General features: G+C 65.0%; 14 protein-coding genes. 6 read left to right on the forward strand and 8 right to left on the reverse strand.

What is annotated here, in order from left to right:
- Window positions 1-91 precede the first annotated feature (91 nt).
- Together ACQP2D_RS29190 and ACQP2D_RS29195 are read left to right on the forward strand one after the other, a co-directional pair.
- The gene (locus ACQP2D_RS29190) at window positions 92-730 is read left to right on the forward strand and encodes a hemerythrin domain-containing protein (RefSeq protein ID WP_433679131.1); all 639 of its coding nucleotides are present in this window, start codon (window positions 92-94) and stop codon (window positions 728-730) included.
- A gap of 217 nt (window positions 731-947) precedes the next feature.
- Window positions 948-1,769 carry an LLM class F420-dependent oxidoreductase gene (locus tag ACQP2D_RS29195; protein ID WP_433679133.1) on the forward strand — a complete coding sequence of 274 codons (822 nt, stop codon included), beginning with the start codon at window positions 948-950 and terminating at the stop codon, window positions 1,767-1,769.
- Window positions 1,770-1,835: 66 nt separating this feature from the next.
- Here ACQP2D_RS29195 and ACQP2D_RS29200 read toward each other — a convergent pair whose 3' ends face one another.
- Complete coding sequence (locus ACQP2D_RS29200) at window positions 1,836-3,212, reverse strand: flavin monoamine oxidase family protein (protein ID WP_433679134.1); 1,377 nt, start codon at window positions 3,210-3,212, stop codon at window positions 1,836-1,838.
- 61 nt (window positions 3,213-3,273) lie between these two features.
- Here ACQP2D_RS29200 and ACQP2D_RS29205 point away from each other — a divergent pair, with 61 nt between their 5' ends.
- Window positions 3,274-3,882 (forward strand): TetR/AcrR family transcriptional regulator, encoded by a 609-nt coding sequence (locus ACQP2D_RS29205; RefSeq protein ID WP_433679135.1) that lies wholly within the window; start codon window positions 3,274-3,276, stop codon window positions 3,880-3,882.
- A gap of 29 nt (window positions 3,883-3,911) precedes the next feature.
- On the opposite strand, the gene ACQP2D_RS29210 is transcribed toward ACQP2D_RS29205, so the two are convergent.
- A complete protein-coding gene (locus tag ACQP2D_RS29210) occupies window positions 3,912-4,139 on the reverse strand; it encodes a hypothetical protein (RefSeq protein WP_433679136.1) in 228 nt (75 codons plus the stop codon).
- 2,500 nt (window positions 4,140-6,639) lie between these two features.
- Between ACQP2D_RS29210 and ACQP2D_RS29215 the strand changes: the two genes are divergently transcribed.
- Together ACQP2D_RS29215 and ACQP2D_RS29220 are read left to right on the forward strand one after the other, a co-directional pair.
- Window positions 6,640-6,831: a response regulator transcription factor gene (locus ACQP2D_RS29215; RefSeq protein ID WP_433685797.1), complete on the forward strand. Its 192-nt coding sequence runs from the start codon at window positions 6,640-6,642 to the stop codon at window positions 6,829-6,831.
- Between the two features lie 203 nt (window positions 6,832-7,034).
- Complete coding sequence (locus ACQP2D_RS29220) at window positions 7,035-7,751, forward strand: Zn-ribbon domain-containing OB-fold protein (protein WP_433685798.1); 717 nt, start codon at window positions 7,035-7,037, stop codon at window positions 7,749-7,751.
- Between the two features lie 24 nt (window positions 7,752-7,775).
- Here ACQP2D_RS29220 and ACQP2D_RS29225 read toward each other — a convergent pair whose 3' ends face one another.
- The 3 genes from ACQP2D_RS29225 to ACQP2D_RS29235 form a co-directional block, all read right to left on the reverse strand.
- Entirely contained in the window at window positions 7,776-8,099 is a 324-nt protein-coding gene (locus ACQP2D_RS29225) for a putative quinol monooxygenase (RefSeq protein WP_433679137.1), read from the reverse strand.
- Window positions 8,100-8,425: 326 nt separating this feature from the next.
- A complete protein-coding gene (locus ACQP2D_RS29230; RefSeq protein ID WP_433679138.1) occupies window positions 8,426-9,088 on the reverse strand; it encodes a hypothetical protein in 663 nt (220 codons plus the stop codon).
- An 85-nt stretch (window positions 9,089-9,173) separates the two neighbouring features.
- The gene (locus ACQP2D_RS29235) at window positions 9,174-10,664 is read right to left on the reverse strand and encodes a glyceraldehyde-3-phosphate dehydrogenase (RefSeq protein ID WP_433679139.1); all 1,491 of its coding nucleotides are present in this window, start codon (window positions 10,662-10,664) and stop codon (window positions 9,174-9,176) included.
- Between the two features lie 264 nt (window positions 10,665-10,928).
- Between ACQP2D_RS29235 and mgrA the strand changes: the two genes are divergently transcribed.
- Window positions 10,929-11,972: an L-glyceraldehyde 3-phosphate reductase gene (gene mgrA / locus ACQP2D_RS29240; protein ID WP_433679140.1), complete on the forward strand. Its 1,044-nt coding sequence runs from the start codon at window positions 10,929-10,931 to the stop codon at window positions 11,970-11,972.
- A 44-nt stretch (window positions 11,973-12,016) separates the two neighbouring features.
- Here the strand turns inward: mgrA and ACQP2D_RS29245 are convergent, their stop codons facing one another.
- From ACQP2D_RS29245 to ACQP2D_RS29255, 3 genes are all read right to left on the reverse strand, one after another.
- Window positions 12,017-13,441: an FAD-binding oxidoreductase gene (locus ACQP2D_RS29245; protein WP_433679141.1), complete on the reverse strand. Its 1,425-nt coding sequence runs from the start codon at window positions 13,439-13,441 to the stop codon at window positions 12,017-12,019.
- Window positions 13,442-13,473: 32 nt separating this feature from the next.
- Window positions 13,474-14,928: an amino acid permease gene (locus ACQP2D_RS29250; protein ID WP_433679142.1), complete on the reverse strand. Its 1,455-nt coding sequence runs from the start codon at window positions 14,926-14,928 to the stop codon at window positions 13,474-13,476.
- 640 nt (window positions 14,929-15,568) lie between these two features.
- Window positions 15,569-15,892, reverse strand: a complete 324-nt coding sequence (locus ACQP2D_RS29255; RefSeq protein WP_433679143.1) for a GYD domain-containing protein — start codon at window positions 15,890-15,892, stop codon at window positions 15,569-15,571.
- Between the last annotated feature and the right edge of the window lie 87 nt (window positions 15,893-15,979).

The raw sequence follows: 15,979 nt of genomic DNA on the forward strand, positions 1-15,979 counted from the left end.
CTTCAGCCGGACGCCGGAACGACGCCGATTGCCGATGGAAGCAACCAGCGGACCCAGTTGCATGGGTCCCGATACGAAAAGGAAACCTCTTATGGACCGTCCCGATATCACGATGATGTTGGTGGTGCACAACGCTTTCCGTCGCGATTTGGCTCGCATGCAGGCGGCAGCAGCGCAGGGTGACGATCCGGCCGCGCGCACCGCACTGCGCGCCGGCTGGGCGACGTTCAGCCGATACCTGACCATTCATCACACGGCCGAGGACGAGATGCTGTGGCCGCCGATGCGGGCCAAGCTGCTGGATCGGAGCAACGAAACCGACCTGCTTGTCGGAATGGCCGATGAGCACTCCCGACTCGACCCGGTGCTGCGCGAGATCGACGATAACCTGGCCCAAGGCGCCAGCTCGCGTCTGGTTCCGCTGTTCGATGAACTCGCGACCGTGCTGACCGGACATCTCGACCACGAAGAGGCGGCGGCATTGCCGCTCGTGCAGGAGATCCTCACGAGCCGGGAGTGGCAGGCATTCGGCGATGACCAGCGCCGCCGCATCGGCGTGAACGGCGCGGGTTGGTTCTTCCCGTGGCTGCTCGATGACACGTCGCAAGCCACGAAGGACAAGGTCCTCGACCTCGTCCCGCCCCCACTGCGGCTTGTCTACCAGGTGATCTGGGAACCACGCTATCGACGCAAGTCACCATGGCGTCGCGAACCGTCGACTCGCCGCTGAGCTAGAGATTCAACCGTGCGCCCCCGGCAGTCGCCGGGGCCACACGGTTCGATCTCTAGCTAAAAGCAGTGCGAGATGATGAGCCTTTCCTCGTAGTATCGCAGCAGCCGATAGGCGTCTGGTTTGCGCGGACAGCTCTCCGACACGCACCTGTGCTCCACCTCACAGACGGCTCGGTTGACCCTCACATACATGTGAGGGTTTCAGCATAGTGTTCATGAAGATAGGCATCACCACCTTCGTTACCGACGAGGGTATCAGCGGTCCGAAACTTGGTGTGGCACTGGAGGATCGGGGCTTCGAGTCGCTGTTCCTGCCCGAACATTCGCATATCCCAGCGAGTCGGAAATCCCCCGCCCCGGGCGGAGGCGAGTTGCCGCGGGAGTACTACCGCGCGCTGGATCCGTTCGTCACCCTCGGCGCCGTCGCAGCCGTCACCGAGCGGTTGATCCTCGGAACCGGGGTCACCCTGCTGATCCAGCGCGACGTCATCCACACCGCCAAACAAGTCGCCACGCTCGACCGAATCTCCCACGGACGCTTCGTATTCGGCGTCGGCATCGGCTGGAATCGCGAGGAAATGGCCGATCACGGCACCGACCCCCGCACCCGCAGCGCGCTGCTCGACGAGCAACTCGAGGCCATCCGCAAGATCTGGACCGAGGACCTCGCCGAATACCACGGCCGCTTCATCGATTTCGACCCGATGTACGCCTGGCCGAAACCTGTACAGCAACCGCACCCGCCGATCTTCATCGGCGGCGGCGAATCGGCGGCCGAACGCGCGATCCGCCACGGTGTCGGCTGGATCCCCACCGCAGTGGCCGATCCCGCCGCGATCCCGGCCCAACTGGCCCAACTCGACGGACACGACCTGCCGGTCACCATCGCATTCGCCGCGGCCGATCCGGCCCTGCTCGACAGCTACGCCGAGGCCGGGGTACAACGATTGATCCTCAGCGTGCCGACCCTCCCGGAACAGGAAACACTGCACGCCCTCGACGAAATCACGAAAGCCGCGGACCGCTACCTGACCTGAGGCTCTCCGCGTGACGGCGGCTCGAGATCGTTCGATCTCGCCGCCGACCGCCGGAGTCGTGGCCGGTTACCGAACTCGCTGGGCGCTGCCGCGAACGAGGGCCGGGGTGATTTCGCGAGCGACCCGGTGGCCGGATTCGGCGGCTCCGTCCATATATCCGACCCACCGGGTAGCGGTTTCGGCGCCTGCCCAGTGCAGCGGACCGACGGGTGCGCGCAGGGCCGGACCGAAGCGGGTCAGGGTCCCGGGCGCGGTGAAAGCGCCGTAACAGCCACGGGTGAATTCCTCGGCGGCCCAGTCACGTTCGATGTAGGCGATGGGGTTGCGGGCCTGCGGCCCGAAGTAGCCGACGAGGTCATCGATCACCTGGGCGCGGCGATCGGCGAGGTCCAGGCGCGCTGCGCTGTCGGCGTGCCGTCCTTCGAGAAAGCCGACGAGCACACCGGGTGCACCCTCGGGCGGGGTGTTATCGAAGGCGGTGCCCAGCGGGCGGTGATCGCTGTTGGCTTGACCGCTCAAACCCGCTGTGCGCCAAAAGGGCTCGTCGTATGCGACGTTGACCTTGATCACTCTGCCCATCGGCATCCGCTGCACGAGCTGGCCACGATCACCGGGCAGATCCGGGGTGAAACGAATCCGCGCGACCAGCGGCGGCGGCACCGCGACCACTGCACGGTGGGCGCGCACTGTCGTGCCGCCCGCGACGACCCGCACACCCGAAGCGTCCCATTCGATTTCGGTCACCACAGTTCCGAGTACGACACGGTCACCGAGTTCCTCGGCCAAGGCCAATGCGATGCGTTGCGAACCGCCGACAACGCGGTCCTGCTGCGCACCGCCCGCGACATTGATCAACGCGTCGACGCCACCGGCAGCGCCGACGTAGAAGGCGGTCCACAGCGCGGACATATCCTCCGGCTCGGCGGCGAACACGGCCTCGGTGATCAGCTGGAAGAACGACCGACCGTCGCCGGTATGGGCGGTGCGTCGTAGCCAGGTGGCAAAAGTCTGCGCATCCAGATCCTTGGCCTGGTCGGCTCGCCACGGCTCCGCTGCCGCGACCCGACGTGCCACGCGGTCCAGCCGCCACTGGATCTGCGCGATATCGGCCAGCGCCAGCGGGTTCAATGTGGGGATCCGACCGCTGTACTCCGAACGGGCCGTACCCACTTCAGCGATGTGACGACCTGCGGTGTAGGTGGGAAAGGTGCGCAGTCCCAGCTCCTCGAGCAGGGCCTGCACGTGATGCTGCCCGGGCCCGACCCATTGCCCACCCACCTCGATGGGGGCACCGCCGGGCAGCACATCGTTCAGCAGCCGCCCGCCGACCCGGTCGCGCGCCTCGAGCACCAGCACCTCGGCCCCGCTTCGCACCAGGTCACGGGCGGCCACCAGACCCGCGATCCCGGCCCCGATGACAACGACATCCACTGACCTGTCCATCACAACCCGCTCTCATACATCATGTATCTGACATACACACTGTATGTGATATTCATGACGTATGGAGGCGTTGCGCGATAAGTACGCGGAAAACACCCGCCGGACGCTGCTCGATACCGCCCTGAGCCTGTTCGCGACCCGCGATTACGCGGGCATCTCGGCAGAGGAACTGGTACGCGGCGCGGGCCTCACCCGCGGCGCGCTGTATCACCACTTCGACGGCAAGCGCGGACTGTTCGAAGCGATATTCGAGGAACTCGAACGGCAAGCGGCGCAACGCATCAGGACCGCGATCGAATCGGTCTCGGACCCCTTCGACCGTGTCGACCGCGGCGTCGCGGAGTTTCTCGAGGTCTGCGCCGAACAAGACTTTCGACATGTCGTACTCCAGCAGGGCCCGATCGCCCTCGGCTGGCAGCGCTGGCGCGAACTGGACCAACAGCACCTCGGCGGCTTGGTTCTCGAAGCGGTACGGAATCTGCTGGACGCCGCGCTGATCCAGCCACATCCCGCCGAACTGATCGCCAGCGCCTTCTACGGCGCCCTGACCGAACTGTCGCTGACAATCGCGCAGACCGACGATCCGCAGCAGGCACACACCCAGGCAGCCAGCCTCGTCCACGACCTCATGGGCGGGTTGGCCACCGGCAAGTCGCCGAAGGATACGTGAACGTGCTCACGTGACGGCGTGAGCGACTGTCACGCCCATTGCCTTTGTCTGCCGCTACTCGCACGTGGCGGAATGAGTTTGGTCCAGAAGTCGTGGCGCACCGCGTCCCACACCTTGGTCAGTCCCGGATGGAGTTCTCGTGCTTGCGCGAGATCCGGATAGGCGGCGGGGCCGAAGGAGAGAGCGGGCGAGGCGTCGCATGCGTTGTGCACGCCGACGATCGAGATCAGCTGATTCTGAATCAATCGCCACGTCACGCACAGTCCGTCGACCTCGGTTCGACATACGTCATCCATCGCCGACCCCCCATCGTCGGCGACGTGGCTCGTATCTGTGGCGACTCTCATCGACTGGGCACGCCCGGTGAGATGTCATGGTCGACCTCCTGCTCACAACTGATTGCACGAGCTTCACAGATCCGACCCGTGCGGACATGGGTAAAAGCACCCACTTCGGCACCCATATCCGCAGATCAGGGACATTGAGTCCGATTCGGATACCCCATGGGCAACGCTCGGCGACGCACACGGGGTACACACCGCATCCGCGCCGAGGGCGATCGAGCAGCAATCGCCTGGGGAACGGCCTTCCCGGACCAGGCCCTCGTGAAGCCCCTGGCACGGCTAGATTGGGGCGCATGGGGCGACGTAAGCCCACTCGCGTGGTCGGTAACCTGCCATTCGCGGTGACCAGTTTCGTCGGACGGCAACGAGAGATCCGCGAGGTCCGGGAGTTGCTCGCGACGGCACGGTTGGTCACGCTCACCGGCGTTGGCGGTGTCGGAAAGACCCGGCTCGCCAGCGAGGTCGCCACCGCGTCCGGCCGCTCGTTTCCCGACGGGGTGTGGCTGGTGGACCTGTCCGGCGTCGGCGATGCCGATCTGGTGGCGCCGGCGGTGCTGACCAGCCTGGCAATTGTGGACGTATCGAACCGGACCATCGAGGAGCAGCTCGTCGAGCACCTCGCCGAGTTGCAGGCATTGGTCGTGCTGGACAACTGCGAGCATCTGGTGGATGCGTGCGGGGCGCTGTGCAACCTGCTGCTGCGGTCCTGTGCCGGACTGCGGATTCTGACCACCAGCCGCGAGCTGTTGGGCGTCGCGGGTGAGCATGTGTACACGGTCCCACCGCTGTCGATGCCGAGCCCGCACGATCCGGTCACGCTGGGGGCGCTGGTCGCCTACGACGCGCCGACCATGCTGGTGGAGCGGGCTCGGGCGGTGCGCCCGGACCTGACCCTGACCGAACGTGATGTGGATGTGGTGGTGCGGGTCTGCGAGCGTCTGGACGGGATTCCGCTCGCCATACTCGCCGCGTCCAGACTGCGGTCATTGTCGCTGCCTGCGGTCCTGGACCGACTCGAAGACCGGTTCGTGCTGTTGGCAGGCTCGACCCGGACCGCGGTACCGCGGCAGCGGACGCTGCGGGCCCTGATCGACTGGAGCTACGAGCTGTGCCTACCGGCCGAACAGCTGCTGTGGGCACGGCTGTCGGTGTTCGCCGGCGGATTCACCCTCGCCGCGGCCGAGGGCGTATGCGCTGGTCCCGGCCTGCCGCGTGACCGCATGCTGGACCTGATCGACCATCTGGTCGCGCAGTCGATCCTGGCGCCCGTACTGACCAGCGGCCCGCCGCGGTATCGGATGCTGGAAACGATCCGTGAATACGGGTGGCATCGGCTCACCGAGCGAGACGAGACCGGCGCGCTGTGCAAGCGGCATTGCGAGCACTATCTCGCGCTGGCCGAGCGGATCGCCGGTGCATGGAACGGACCCGGCCAAGCGGCCGGTCTGGCCGAGTTGCGCGCCGAGCACGACAATCTCCGAACGGCCCTGGACTGGGCGACGAGCACACCATCCGCCTCCCGTGCGGCGCTGGCGCTGGTCACCGCCCTGCGCTATCACTGGTGCGCCGACGGGTTCCTCGGCGAGGGACGGCGGTGGACCGATCTGGCGCTGCGTGCCGCCGACCGGTCCGGTCCGGAGCGGGTCTCCGCGCTGTGGGTGTCGGGGTGGGTGCGGCTGCTGCTCGGCGATCTCGAAGCGGCCACCGAGGCCCTCGACGAATGCGCGACGGGTGCGGCGGTGGTCGGCGACCGCCACGCGCTGGGTTGCGTGAGCTGTTTTCGCGGTACGGCGGAGTTGTTCCCCGGGCATCTCGCACCGGCCGTCGCGGCCTTCGAGCAGACCGTCGAGAATTACTCGGACGACGATGACGTGGTCGGCATGACCCTGTTCCAACTCGCCATGACACAAGCGCACGCCGGTGACCGCAGCGCGGGTGCGACGGCCCGCCGGGGCATCGAGTTGGCCGACCAACGGGGTGAGCGGTGGACGAAATCGTATTCACTCTGGGCCCTCGGCTACGGCCAGTACATCCGCGGCGAATACGACAGTGCGACCGAATCGACTCGTGCCGCCCTGGAGATCCAGCGCGAATTCAATGACCATGTGGGCGCGGCGCTGATGATGGAGTTGCTGGCCTGGATCGCCGCCGCCCGCGGCGAATACCGGCCAGCGGCGCGGCTGATGGGAGCGGTCGGATCGGTGTGGCGGCGCATCGGCACCTCGATCGCGGCATTCGGACCCCATCTGGGAGCACAGCACTCGGCCTGCGAGCACACCCTCACCCGGTCGCTGCGGCAGGCAGAACAGCGCGCGGAAAGAGCGCGTGGCGCGGCACTGGACCACGCCGAGGCGATCCACTACGCGCTGGACCCCAGACGGACCGCCAGGAGCCGGACGAGCAGGAGGACACCATGCTCACGGCGCGCGAGCGGCAGGTGGCCGAACTCGTCGCACAGGGGCTCAGCAACCGGCAGATCGCCGAACGGCTGGTGTTGTCACCGCGCACCGTCGACCGTCACCTGGAAAACATCCTCTGCAAACTCGGCTACTCGTCGCGGACGCAGATCGCCGCTTGGACCGCGCGTTCACACCGAGCGCGATAGCACTCGACCCGGGCACGCGACGGCTGTCGAAGTGGTCTGTACGTAGGAGCGCTCGGCAGAAAATAGGTATATCCCTGGTAGTTCTACGGTCGTGCTCGGGCATCGAGAAGGAGACGCTTGGTGGGACGCATGCATCGCAATCACACCGAGGTTTTCCCATGTCCGACCACAAAGACAACCCCACGGGGGCCGCAACGACCATGATGATCCGACGTTGTGGGCGCTGCGACAAGTTGTTCGCGCCGCTGACCGCCGAATGTTCGTCGTGTCGGTCCTGGGATCTCGAGTGGTCGCCTTCGTCAGGCCTCGGTTCGATCGTGTCGTCGCGGCTCGTACACCGTCGTGTGAGCCGTCCGAACGCCCAGGTGGTGCCATTGATGATCGCCATCGTGGAACTCGACGAGGGTCCGTGGGTGTACGCGACGATCGAAGGTGACGCCGTGCCGGCTTCGGATCTGCCGGTCCGGGTGCGATTCGAACCGCGTCCCCGGGTGGATCGCTTTCCGGTGTTCGCCGTGTGCCCCGCGGCAACCGATTCGGATGGTGGCGTTCGTCCCACGTCACGGCGCGCAAGTGCTTCGAACACGCATCGCGAAGTCCAGCATTGCTACGACGCGCGGTGGGTGCGGACATCGCTTGGCCAGTGCGAACTCATGGCGGGCGCGAAGGCCCTCGACGCGACCGCGAATTCCCTGATCAGCTTCGCGATCCGATGGGCGCCGTTCGGCGGCGCGACGGCCGCCGAACTGCTCGTGACCTTTGGTGTGACCCGTCAGCGATTCCTGCACATGGTGGACGAGGCGCTGCACCCGCAACAGACCGATAGCGTCGAGGTGCGCGGGCTGAAGCATTATTTGCGGGATGCCCTGGCACAGGCATGGCAGATGAGGCCGACCGCAGTCCCCGCCCGTTGCGCCTGATCGAACAGGCTCCGCGCGCAACAGCTATTCGACGGTCATCTCCCCCATTTCGGACCAGCCGGTGGCGTCGATGGTCTGGCTGATGATCTGGGGAGTCGATGCGAGTGCCTGCGGCAGTTCGTTCATCGCGGTCTTGAAGTAGGGACTGCCGACATGGGCCGCGCCCGCGGCCTGGTCTCGAAAGGCTTCTACGAGAAGGAATTCGGTCGGGTCGTCGACACTGCGGGACCAGTCGAACCAGAGGTTGCCCTCCTCGGCACGGGTCGCCGCGGTGAACGGTGCGACGAGTTCGAGCCAGCGATCGGTCCATTCGGGCTTGGTCTTGAATTTCACGACGATGAAGATCATTGCCTGCCTCCTGTGGTAGGTCGGGCTGCCGCGACATGGCCCGACTCCCGCCGATGTCGGGCGGTGATCGTTGCCGACATCCCATTGTCGGACAGTCAGTAGGTGTTGCAGGGCTGAACGCACGGCCCTCGCCCAGAGCAGCGAAACCGGAACGATCGAGCCCGGGGCCACCATGATCTCTTCCACGATCGAGCAGCGGTGCTGCGATGGATGCGGCGCTGTGCAGGACCGTCCAGGTGACTGCAGCGGGTCGATCGCGCAGACATCGAATATGTCGCGGCGTAGCCGAGTGGACCAGAAGCAAGGTCGCCGCGCCCGGTAGCTGCTCAGACCAGAGCAGCGCGGCGGCGTGCGTAAGCGATGACGTCCTCTGCGTAGGCCGACTCGCCCTGCTCAGCAAGGCAGGTCCGGAGTTGGATCAATGCGTCGTCGAGTTGCGGTCCCGGTCCGCGGTCGGCGAGCAGGACGACGATCGCTTCCCAGGTCGCGATCCGCGGGTCCGAGGCGGCCAACAGTTCGTCGAGATAGCGATCCGGCTCCAGCAGCCGCAGCGCCCGGCGCGCATAGGCATGCACGCGCCGGGGCAACTCGGCGCGGATGGCATCGACGTCCGCCTGCAACGCCCGACCCGGTTGTGTCGGGTCGAGGTGCAGGGACCACAACGCGGTCAGATCGTCCGGCATGCCATGGTCGTTGATCAGGCCGGGGCCGGTCGCCTGCTCGAGCGGGGTGTGTGGAAGCCCCAGCTGCGCGTTGCGCCAGTTACGGAATTCCCACCAGGCGGTGGGTGTCGCGCTCAGACTCAGCCCGAATCTGAGTACCTGCTGCCCGTCGGTCCAGGTGCGCAGAGTCCGGGTGCGGCCGACCGAGGCAACACCACCCGGCACGACCCGAACCCACGTAGCCTCCGAGCCATGGAAGCCGTACGGCTGCAGCAGCTTTCCCGCATCGCGCGTCAGTCGGCGCACCGCCGAATCCGGTCCGACCATGTCAGCAGACTAGCGCCACCCACCGACACGATCGGAGCACCGTGCATCCCACTGGATATCTCGGCCGGTCATGCGGCCGCGCGAGTTACCCCGCGTCGGTCGTGGTCAGCACGCGAGCGTCGGCGGCGCGGTCCAACTGCGCACCGACCTGCGGGTAGGTCGGATACTCGATGCCCGAGATGTACTGCACCGTCCGCACCACCTGGCACGAGTAGCCGAATTCGTTGTCGTACCAGACGTACAGAATCGCGGTGTCGCCCTCGACGATCGTGGCATTGGCGTCGATGATCGACGCCGCGCGCGATCCGATGAAATCGCTGGAAACCACGTCCGTGGCGGCGGTGTAATCGAGGTTTCGGCTCAACGGCCCGGCGAGCGAAACCTGACGCAGGTACGCGAGCACATCGGCCTTCGTCGTCTCGCGCTCGAGCTGCAGATTCAGAATCGCGACCGAAACGTCCGGGGTGGGAACACGAATCGAGTTGCCGGTGATCCTGGCCTTGAAGTCCGGCATCGCCTTCGCGACCGCGGACGCGGCGCCGGTCTCGGTGAGCACGAGATTGAACGGCGCGGACCGGCCGCGACGGTCCGCCTTGTGATAGTTGTCCAGCAGGTTCTGGTCGTTGGTGAACGAGTGCACCGTCTCCACGTGACCGCGGATGATGCCGTACTCGTCATCCATGGCCTTGAGCGGCGGCACGATCGCATTGGTCGTGCACGAGGCGCACGAGAAGATCTGCTGCGACAGGTCCAGGCTGCGGTGGTTGACGCCGTGCACGATATTCGGAACGTCACCCTTGCCGGGTGCGGTGAGCACAACCTTCGCGATGCCGGGGCGCAGATGCTGCGACAGACCGTCACGATCACGCCACTTACCGGTGTTGTCGATCAGGATCGCGTCGTCGATCCCGTACTCGGTGTAGTCGATCGCCGTCGGATCATCGCTGTAGATGAACTTGATCACGTTCCCGTTCGCGGTGATCGTGTCATTGTCGGTATCGACCTTGATCGTGCCGTTGAAATGGCCGTGCACCGAATCCCTGCGCAGCAGCGACGCACGCTTGGTCAGATCGTCCTCGCCGCCTTTGCGCACCACAACGGCACGCAGGTTCAGCCCATTGCCGGATCCGGCCTTCTCGATGAGCAGGCGCGTGACCAGACGACCGATGCGGCCGAAGCCATAGAGGACCACATCCCGCGGCTCCGGTGACCGAGCCTTGTTGCCGTTTGTCACCTCGGCCAGGACCGCCGCGGTGAACTCGCTGATCGACAGTCCGCGGTCGTCGGCGCGATAGGCCATCACCAACTGACCGAGATCGATCTTGCAGGGTCCCAGATCCAGCTCCCCGAGCACCTGCAAGAAGGGCAGGGTCTCGTCCACCGACAGCTCTTCGCCCTCGATCTGCCGCGCGAAGCGGTGCGTCCGCAGGATGCTGATCACCGACTTGTTCACCAGCGGCCGACTGTGCAGCAGGATCGTCACGCCCTTCGCCCGATACAACGTGCCGATGATGGGAATCATCGCCTCCGCGGCGGCTTCCTGAGCGTTCCAGCGGTCAAGTTGTTCGGTAGTCAACACACGTCCTCGGATTTCCTCGATCTATTCGCCGCATCCATGCTAATGAGGGTTGCGATATCACCGAGGCCGGATCCCCACCGGTGAGATCGCCTGATAGTGACGCCGATCACGCAACAACCGATTACGTGAAGATCCGGCAATACCAACAAGTCTCGTTCGAAGTCCCCTCATCAACGAGTCGTGTGCGCCTCGAACCGCAAGTCGACGCTGATCACCGTTGAGGCACCATGGGACAGCCGACACGGTGATGAGGAGGTCCGAATGACATACATTCCCGAGCCCACCAGGTACGACAGTGCAATGCGATACCGCCGCTCAGGCAGGTCCGGCCTGGATCTACCGCTGCTCTCGCTCGGCTTCTGGCACAACTTCGGCGACGATCGTCCCTATCTCGTCCAGCGCGAGATCGCCCTGCACGCCTTCGACCTCGGCATCACTCATTTCGACCTGGCCAACAACTACGGACCTCCGTACGGGTCCGCCGAGATCAACGCCGGACGAATCCTGAGCGAGGATCTCGCGCGGTATCGTGACGAACTGGTCATCTCCACCAAAGCGGGATGGGACATGTGGCCCGGGCCGTACGGGCAAGGTGGCGGGTCGCGCAAATACCTGCTTGCCTCCCTTGATCAGTCGCTGACCCGACTCGGGCTCGACTACGTCGACATCTTCTACTCGCACCGATTCGACCCGACGACCCCACTCGAGGAAACCGCGGCGGCACTGAATACCGCTGTCCGTCAGGGGAAAGCGCTGTACGTGGGAATCTCGTCGTACACCGCGAAGGATTCCGTCGCGATGGCGACGATGTTGCGCGAGCTCGGCACACCGCTACTGATCCACCAGCCGTCCTACTCGATGCTCAATCGTTGGATCGAGACCGAAGGGCTGCTCGACGCCGCCGCAGCGGAAGGGTTCGGCGTCATCGGGTTCACCGCGCTCGCACAGGGCATGCTCACCTCGAAGTACCTCGACGACATTCCGGCGAAATCGCGTGCCACACAAGGTAAGTCGTTCCAGACCGAATTGCTCACCCCGGACATGATCGAGCGGTTACGCAAGCTGAACACGATCGCGGATCGGCGCGGACAAACGCTGGCACAGATGGCCCTGTCCTGGGCGTTGCGCGACGACCGCGTGACCTCGCTGGTCATCGGCGCGTCCACCACCGACCAACTCGATCAGAACATCGCCGCGCTGGACAATCTCGATTTCGACGCCGCCGAACTCGCCGACATCGATGCCCTTCTCGACAACGACGGCGAAGTCGATCTGTGGCAGTCGGCGCGCCGGGGAACCCTCTGAACAGGTTTGTACCACGACACTTTTCGCGTCGCCGAACCTCGAGATTATCGCGGCGGAATTCGAGCCGAAGAGCGAGCGACGGCAGTCGGCGGCGCACTGTTCGCCGGCAGGATATGGGGGTTGAGTATGTGCGCGGGGTCCACGCCGTGCCGAATCGCTTTCATCAGGTCGATATCGACCGCGGATCTGCCGAGATGGATCCATGGGGCTTTCGAACGGCCCACTCCGTGCTCCGCGCTGATACTTCCGTTGTGGGCCACGACCAACTCGAATACGAACTCGGTAATCCGCTGGGCGACTGCGGGATCCGCATCGAGCAGATTTACATGCACATTGCCGTCGGCGAGATGACCGAACACGATCAGCCGGACGGACGGAAATACCGAGTCGATCTCGCGACGGAGAACACCTATGAAGGACTCCAACTCCGCGACCGGCGTGGCGACATCCAGTTTGACCGGAGGAGTCACGGAGGCGGCGTTGACGGATTCGGTATGGCTTTCCCGGAATTCCCAGAGTCGATCGCCGTGCTCGAGCGTCGCGTCCACGACGAGATCGCCTGCCTGCTCGAGTGTTTCGAGCAGCACCGTGGCGACGTCCGGCGATCCGGATGCCTCTACGAGCAGATAATAAGGCGCGCTGTCGCCGAGGGGATGTCGGAGTTTTCGGTGCTGTAGGACCAGCGTCATCCCGTCATCGGTCATGAGTTCCGCTGCTTCGATGGTGAGCCCCGCCCGTCGGAGCGCATCCGTCAGAGCCAGTGCCGATTCGATGGTTTCGACTCCGGCCAGCATCACCTCGGTGCGTGTCGGCGGTACATGCAGCTTCATCAGGACCTTGGTGATGACCGCCAGCGTGCCCTCCGATCCCGCGAGTAGCCCCGGCAGGTGGTAGCCCACATTGTCCTTGGTGAAGTTCTTCCACCGGGTGAGCACACTGCCATCCGACGTCACGGCCTCGATACCCAGCAACTGGGCGCGGGTGTCACCGTATTTGATCACGCGGACGCCGCCCGCATTCGTCGCCACGATTCCGCCCAGCGTGGCGGAGTCGCGGGAGGCGAGGTCGACACCGAAAGTCAGGCCCACCCGCTGTGCGGCCGTTTGCGCCTCGGCGACGGTGGTGCCCGCACCGGCCGCGAGTGTGCGGGCGATCGGATCGACTGCCTCGATCGCGTCGAGACGTTCCGAGCTCAAGACGATCTCGCCGTGCATCGGGATGGAACCACCCACCAGTCCGGTATTGCCGCCTTGGGCGACGACCCCGATTCCGAACTCGCGGCACAGTCGCATGACCCCGACTACTTCTTCGGTGCGGCCAGGACGCACCACCGCGGTGGTGCCACCGTGCCAGCGGCCGGTCCAGTCGATGACATAGCGAGCGGTCATATCGGGATCGGTGAAAACGTGGGCCTTGCCGACGATGTCGGACAGTGCGCGGACAAAACGTGCCGTCGCCTCGGGACTCATCCGTCGGGTCCTTTCAGCCGTGCCGAGCAGTGCTATCGGGAATCGTGGTTGCGTGCCTGCACGATGGCGAGTACTCGGCCGCGGGTCAGGAACCATCCGCCGACCAAGGCTGGCACCATGATCACCCCCGCGGCGATCACCGCGCCACGTTGCACGCTGTCGTCACTGGACGCCATCAAAGCGACCACTCCGGCGAGGAATACCAGCGTCGCGATACTCGTATACGGCGCACCGATCAACCGGAAAGACGGACGCTCGGCCCAGCCCTTGCGCCACCAATGCCACAGTTTCAACTGGCACAGGATGATCGCCGCCCAGGCGGAGATGGTGCCGAGCGCGGACATATTGAGCACGATCTCGTAGGCATGCTCGGGCACCACCGCGTTCAATCCGACGCCTGTCAGTGCGATGGCACCGGTAGCGAGGATGCCGACATAGGGCACACCACCACTGGACATCCGCGCGGCCGCCTCGGGCGCGCTGCCGTTCATCGACATCGAGCGCAGGATGCGGCCGGTGGAGTACAGACCCGCATTCAGGCTGGAGAAGGCCGCGGTCAGCACCACCAGGTTCATGACCGAGTCAGCGCCCCCCACACCGAGTTTCGCGAAGAAGGTGACGAACGGACTCTCACCGGCCTTGAAGGCGGTATAGGGCAGCAGCAGGCCGAGCAGCACCAGCGAACCGACGTAGAACAGCGCGATGCGGGCGATGACCGAGTTGATGGCCCGCGGCATGATCTTTTCCGGATTCTCCGCCTCGCCCGCCGCCGTACCGACCAATTCCACTGCGGAGTAAGCGAATACGACACCGGTGGTGACTGTGACCAGCGGCAACAAACCGGTCGGGAACAACCCGCCGTGGTCGGTGAGCACGCCGAATCCGGTGGACTGACCTTGGATGGTGAATCTACCGGTGAGGAAGACGGTTCCGATGATCAGGAATGCGACCAACGCGACCACCTTGATCAACGCCGCCCAGAACTCCAGCTCACCGAACCAGCGCACCGATACCAAGTTGATCGCGACAACCACCGCCAAGGCGATGAACGCGATGAACCACTGGGGAACTGCGTGGAACGTCCCCCAGTAATGGACGTACGTGGCGATGGCGGTGATGTCCACGATCCCGCTCATGCACCAGTGGAAGAAGTACATCCACCCGACCGCGAAAGCCAGCTTCTCGCCATAGAACTCACGCGCGTAGGAAACGAACGATCCGGAGGACGGACGATGCAACACCAGCTCGCCCAGCGCCCGCAGGATGAAGAACACGAAGATGCCACAGACCGCGTACACCAGGAACAGCCCGGGACCGGCAGTGTGCAACCGACCACCCGCACCCAGGAACAGTCCGGTTCCGATCGCGCCGCCGATCGCGATCATCTGCAGCTGGCGCGGGCGCAACGCCTTGTGATAGCCCGCGTCCTCGACATGCAGCGCATCCGCCGGCGCCGACACCTCAGGATCGGGACGAACTGTCGCCATCGGTTGGTCTCCTCCGGTGACGGGAATGAATCGCCAATCAATGTACCGTCGAATATTGGCACAATCAATAGGGGTGTGAATTTGTGCAGGTGAACGACCTTCCGGCGCAATGAGATTGGACCAGCTACGCCGCTGGCCCACCGAAATCGCTAGCCCCCAACGGGAAACGCCGCATGCACAGCGCTACCCCTACGGCAGGATCGCACACGACACTGCCACACAACGACATCCGACCTGGACCTAGCGATCGCGCTACACCGCGTCCCACCGAACGCGACCGATCCGACGCCGACAGTCCGGCAGCCGAACCCGATGCGATCTTCCACCGAATCAGCTGTGCCGGAATCGAACTCGCCAGCTGCCGAGTGACCTGACACCGGACAACCCGGTTCGTCGCCTGCTTGCGCACCTCATTGATCGGCGACGACCTCACCGACCAGCTGCGCCGATACCGCCCCACTGGTCCGAGAACCAACCGGGGGACCTGGGTCGAGCGACCAGTGTTCGGCGTTTGCTACTGGTGTGCGGATGGACGTGCCGGTTTCTCTACCAGCGAGTCGGGAATGAGGACGACGAAACAGAAATCCCCGCCGTCTCGGCCCCTACGGCCGGGGCTCAGGATGCGCCGGGCGCGAGCAGACTAAGCCTCGACAGGCGGCTGATAGGTGACATCCCGAGCGACGGCTTCATCGACCTGCTCAGGGGTCAGCAGCGCCACGGTGTGCGATATCGCGGCACCGGAAGCGGCGGTGCGAATGGCGAGTGCCGCGGCCGAAACCTCGTCCGGCACATCACCGATGACGAACAGATCATCCTCACCGAAGGCGAAATAGCAGACGTCCACATGGCCGCCCACACTCTCGACCATTTCGGTGATGGCCGCTCGGCGGGCGCTGCCGCCCTGCGCGAGCACACCGCGCGCCCCCTCCGGTGAATAGCCGACCCGCCACAGATACTTCGGCATAGAAAGACGTTCTGCGTGTCGGTCCGCGGGATAGGAACGCCTTCCTGATGCGCTTGTCGGGCTTGGTGTCCCATCGCAGGAGGAAGA

It is taken from the genome of Nocardia sp. CA-119907, from assembly GCF_050955995.1.
Taxonomy (GTDB): domain Bacteria; phylum Actinomycetota; class Actinomycetes; order Mycobacteriales; family Mycobacteriaceae; genus Nocardia.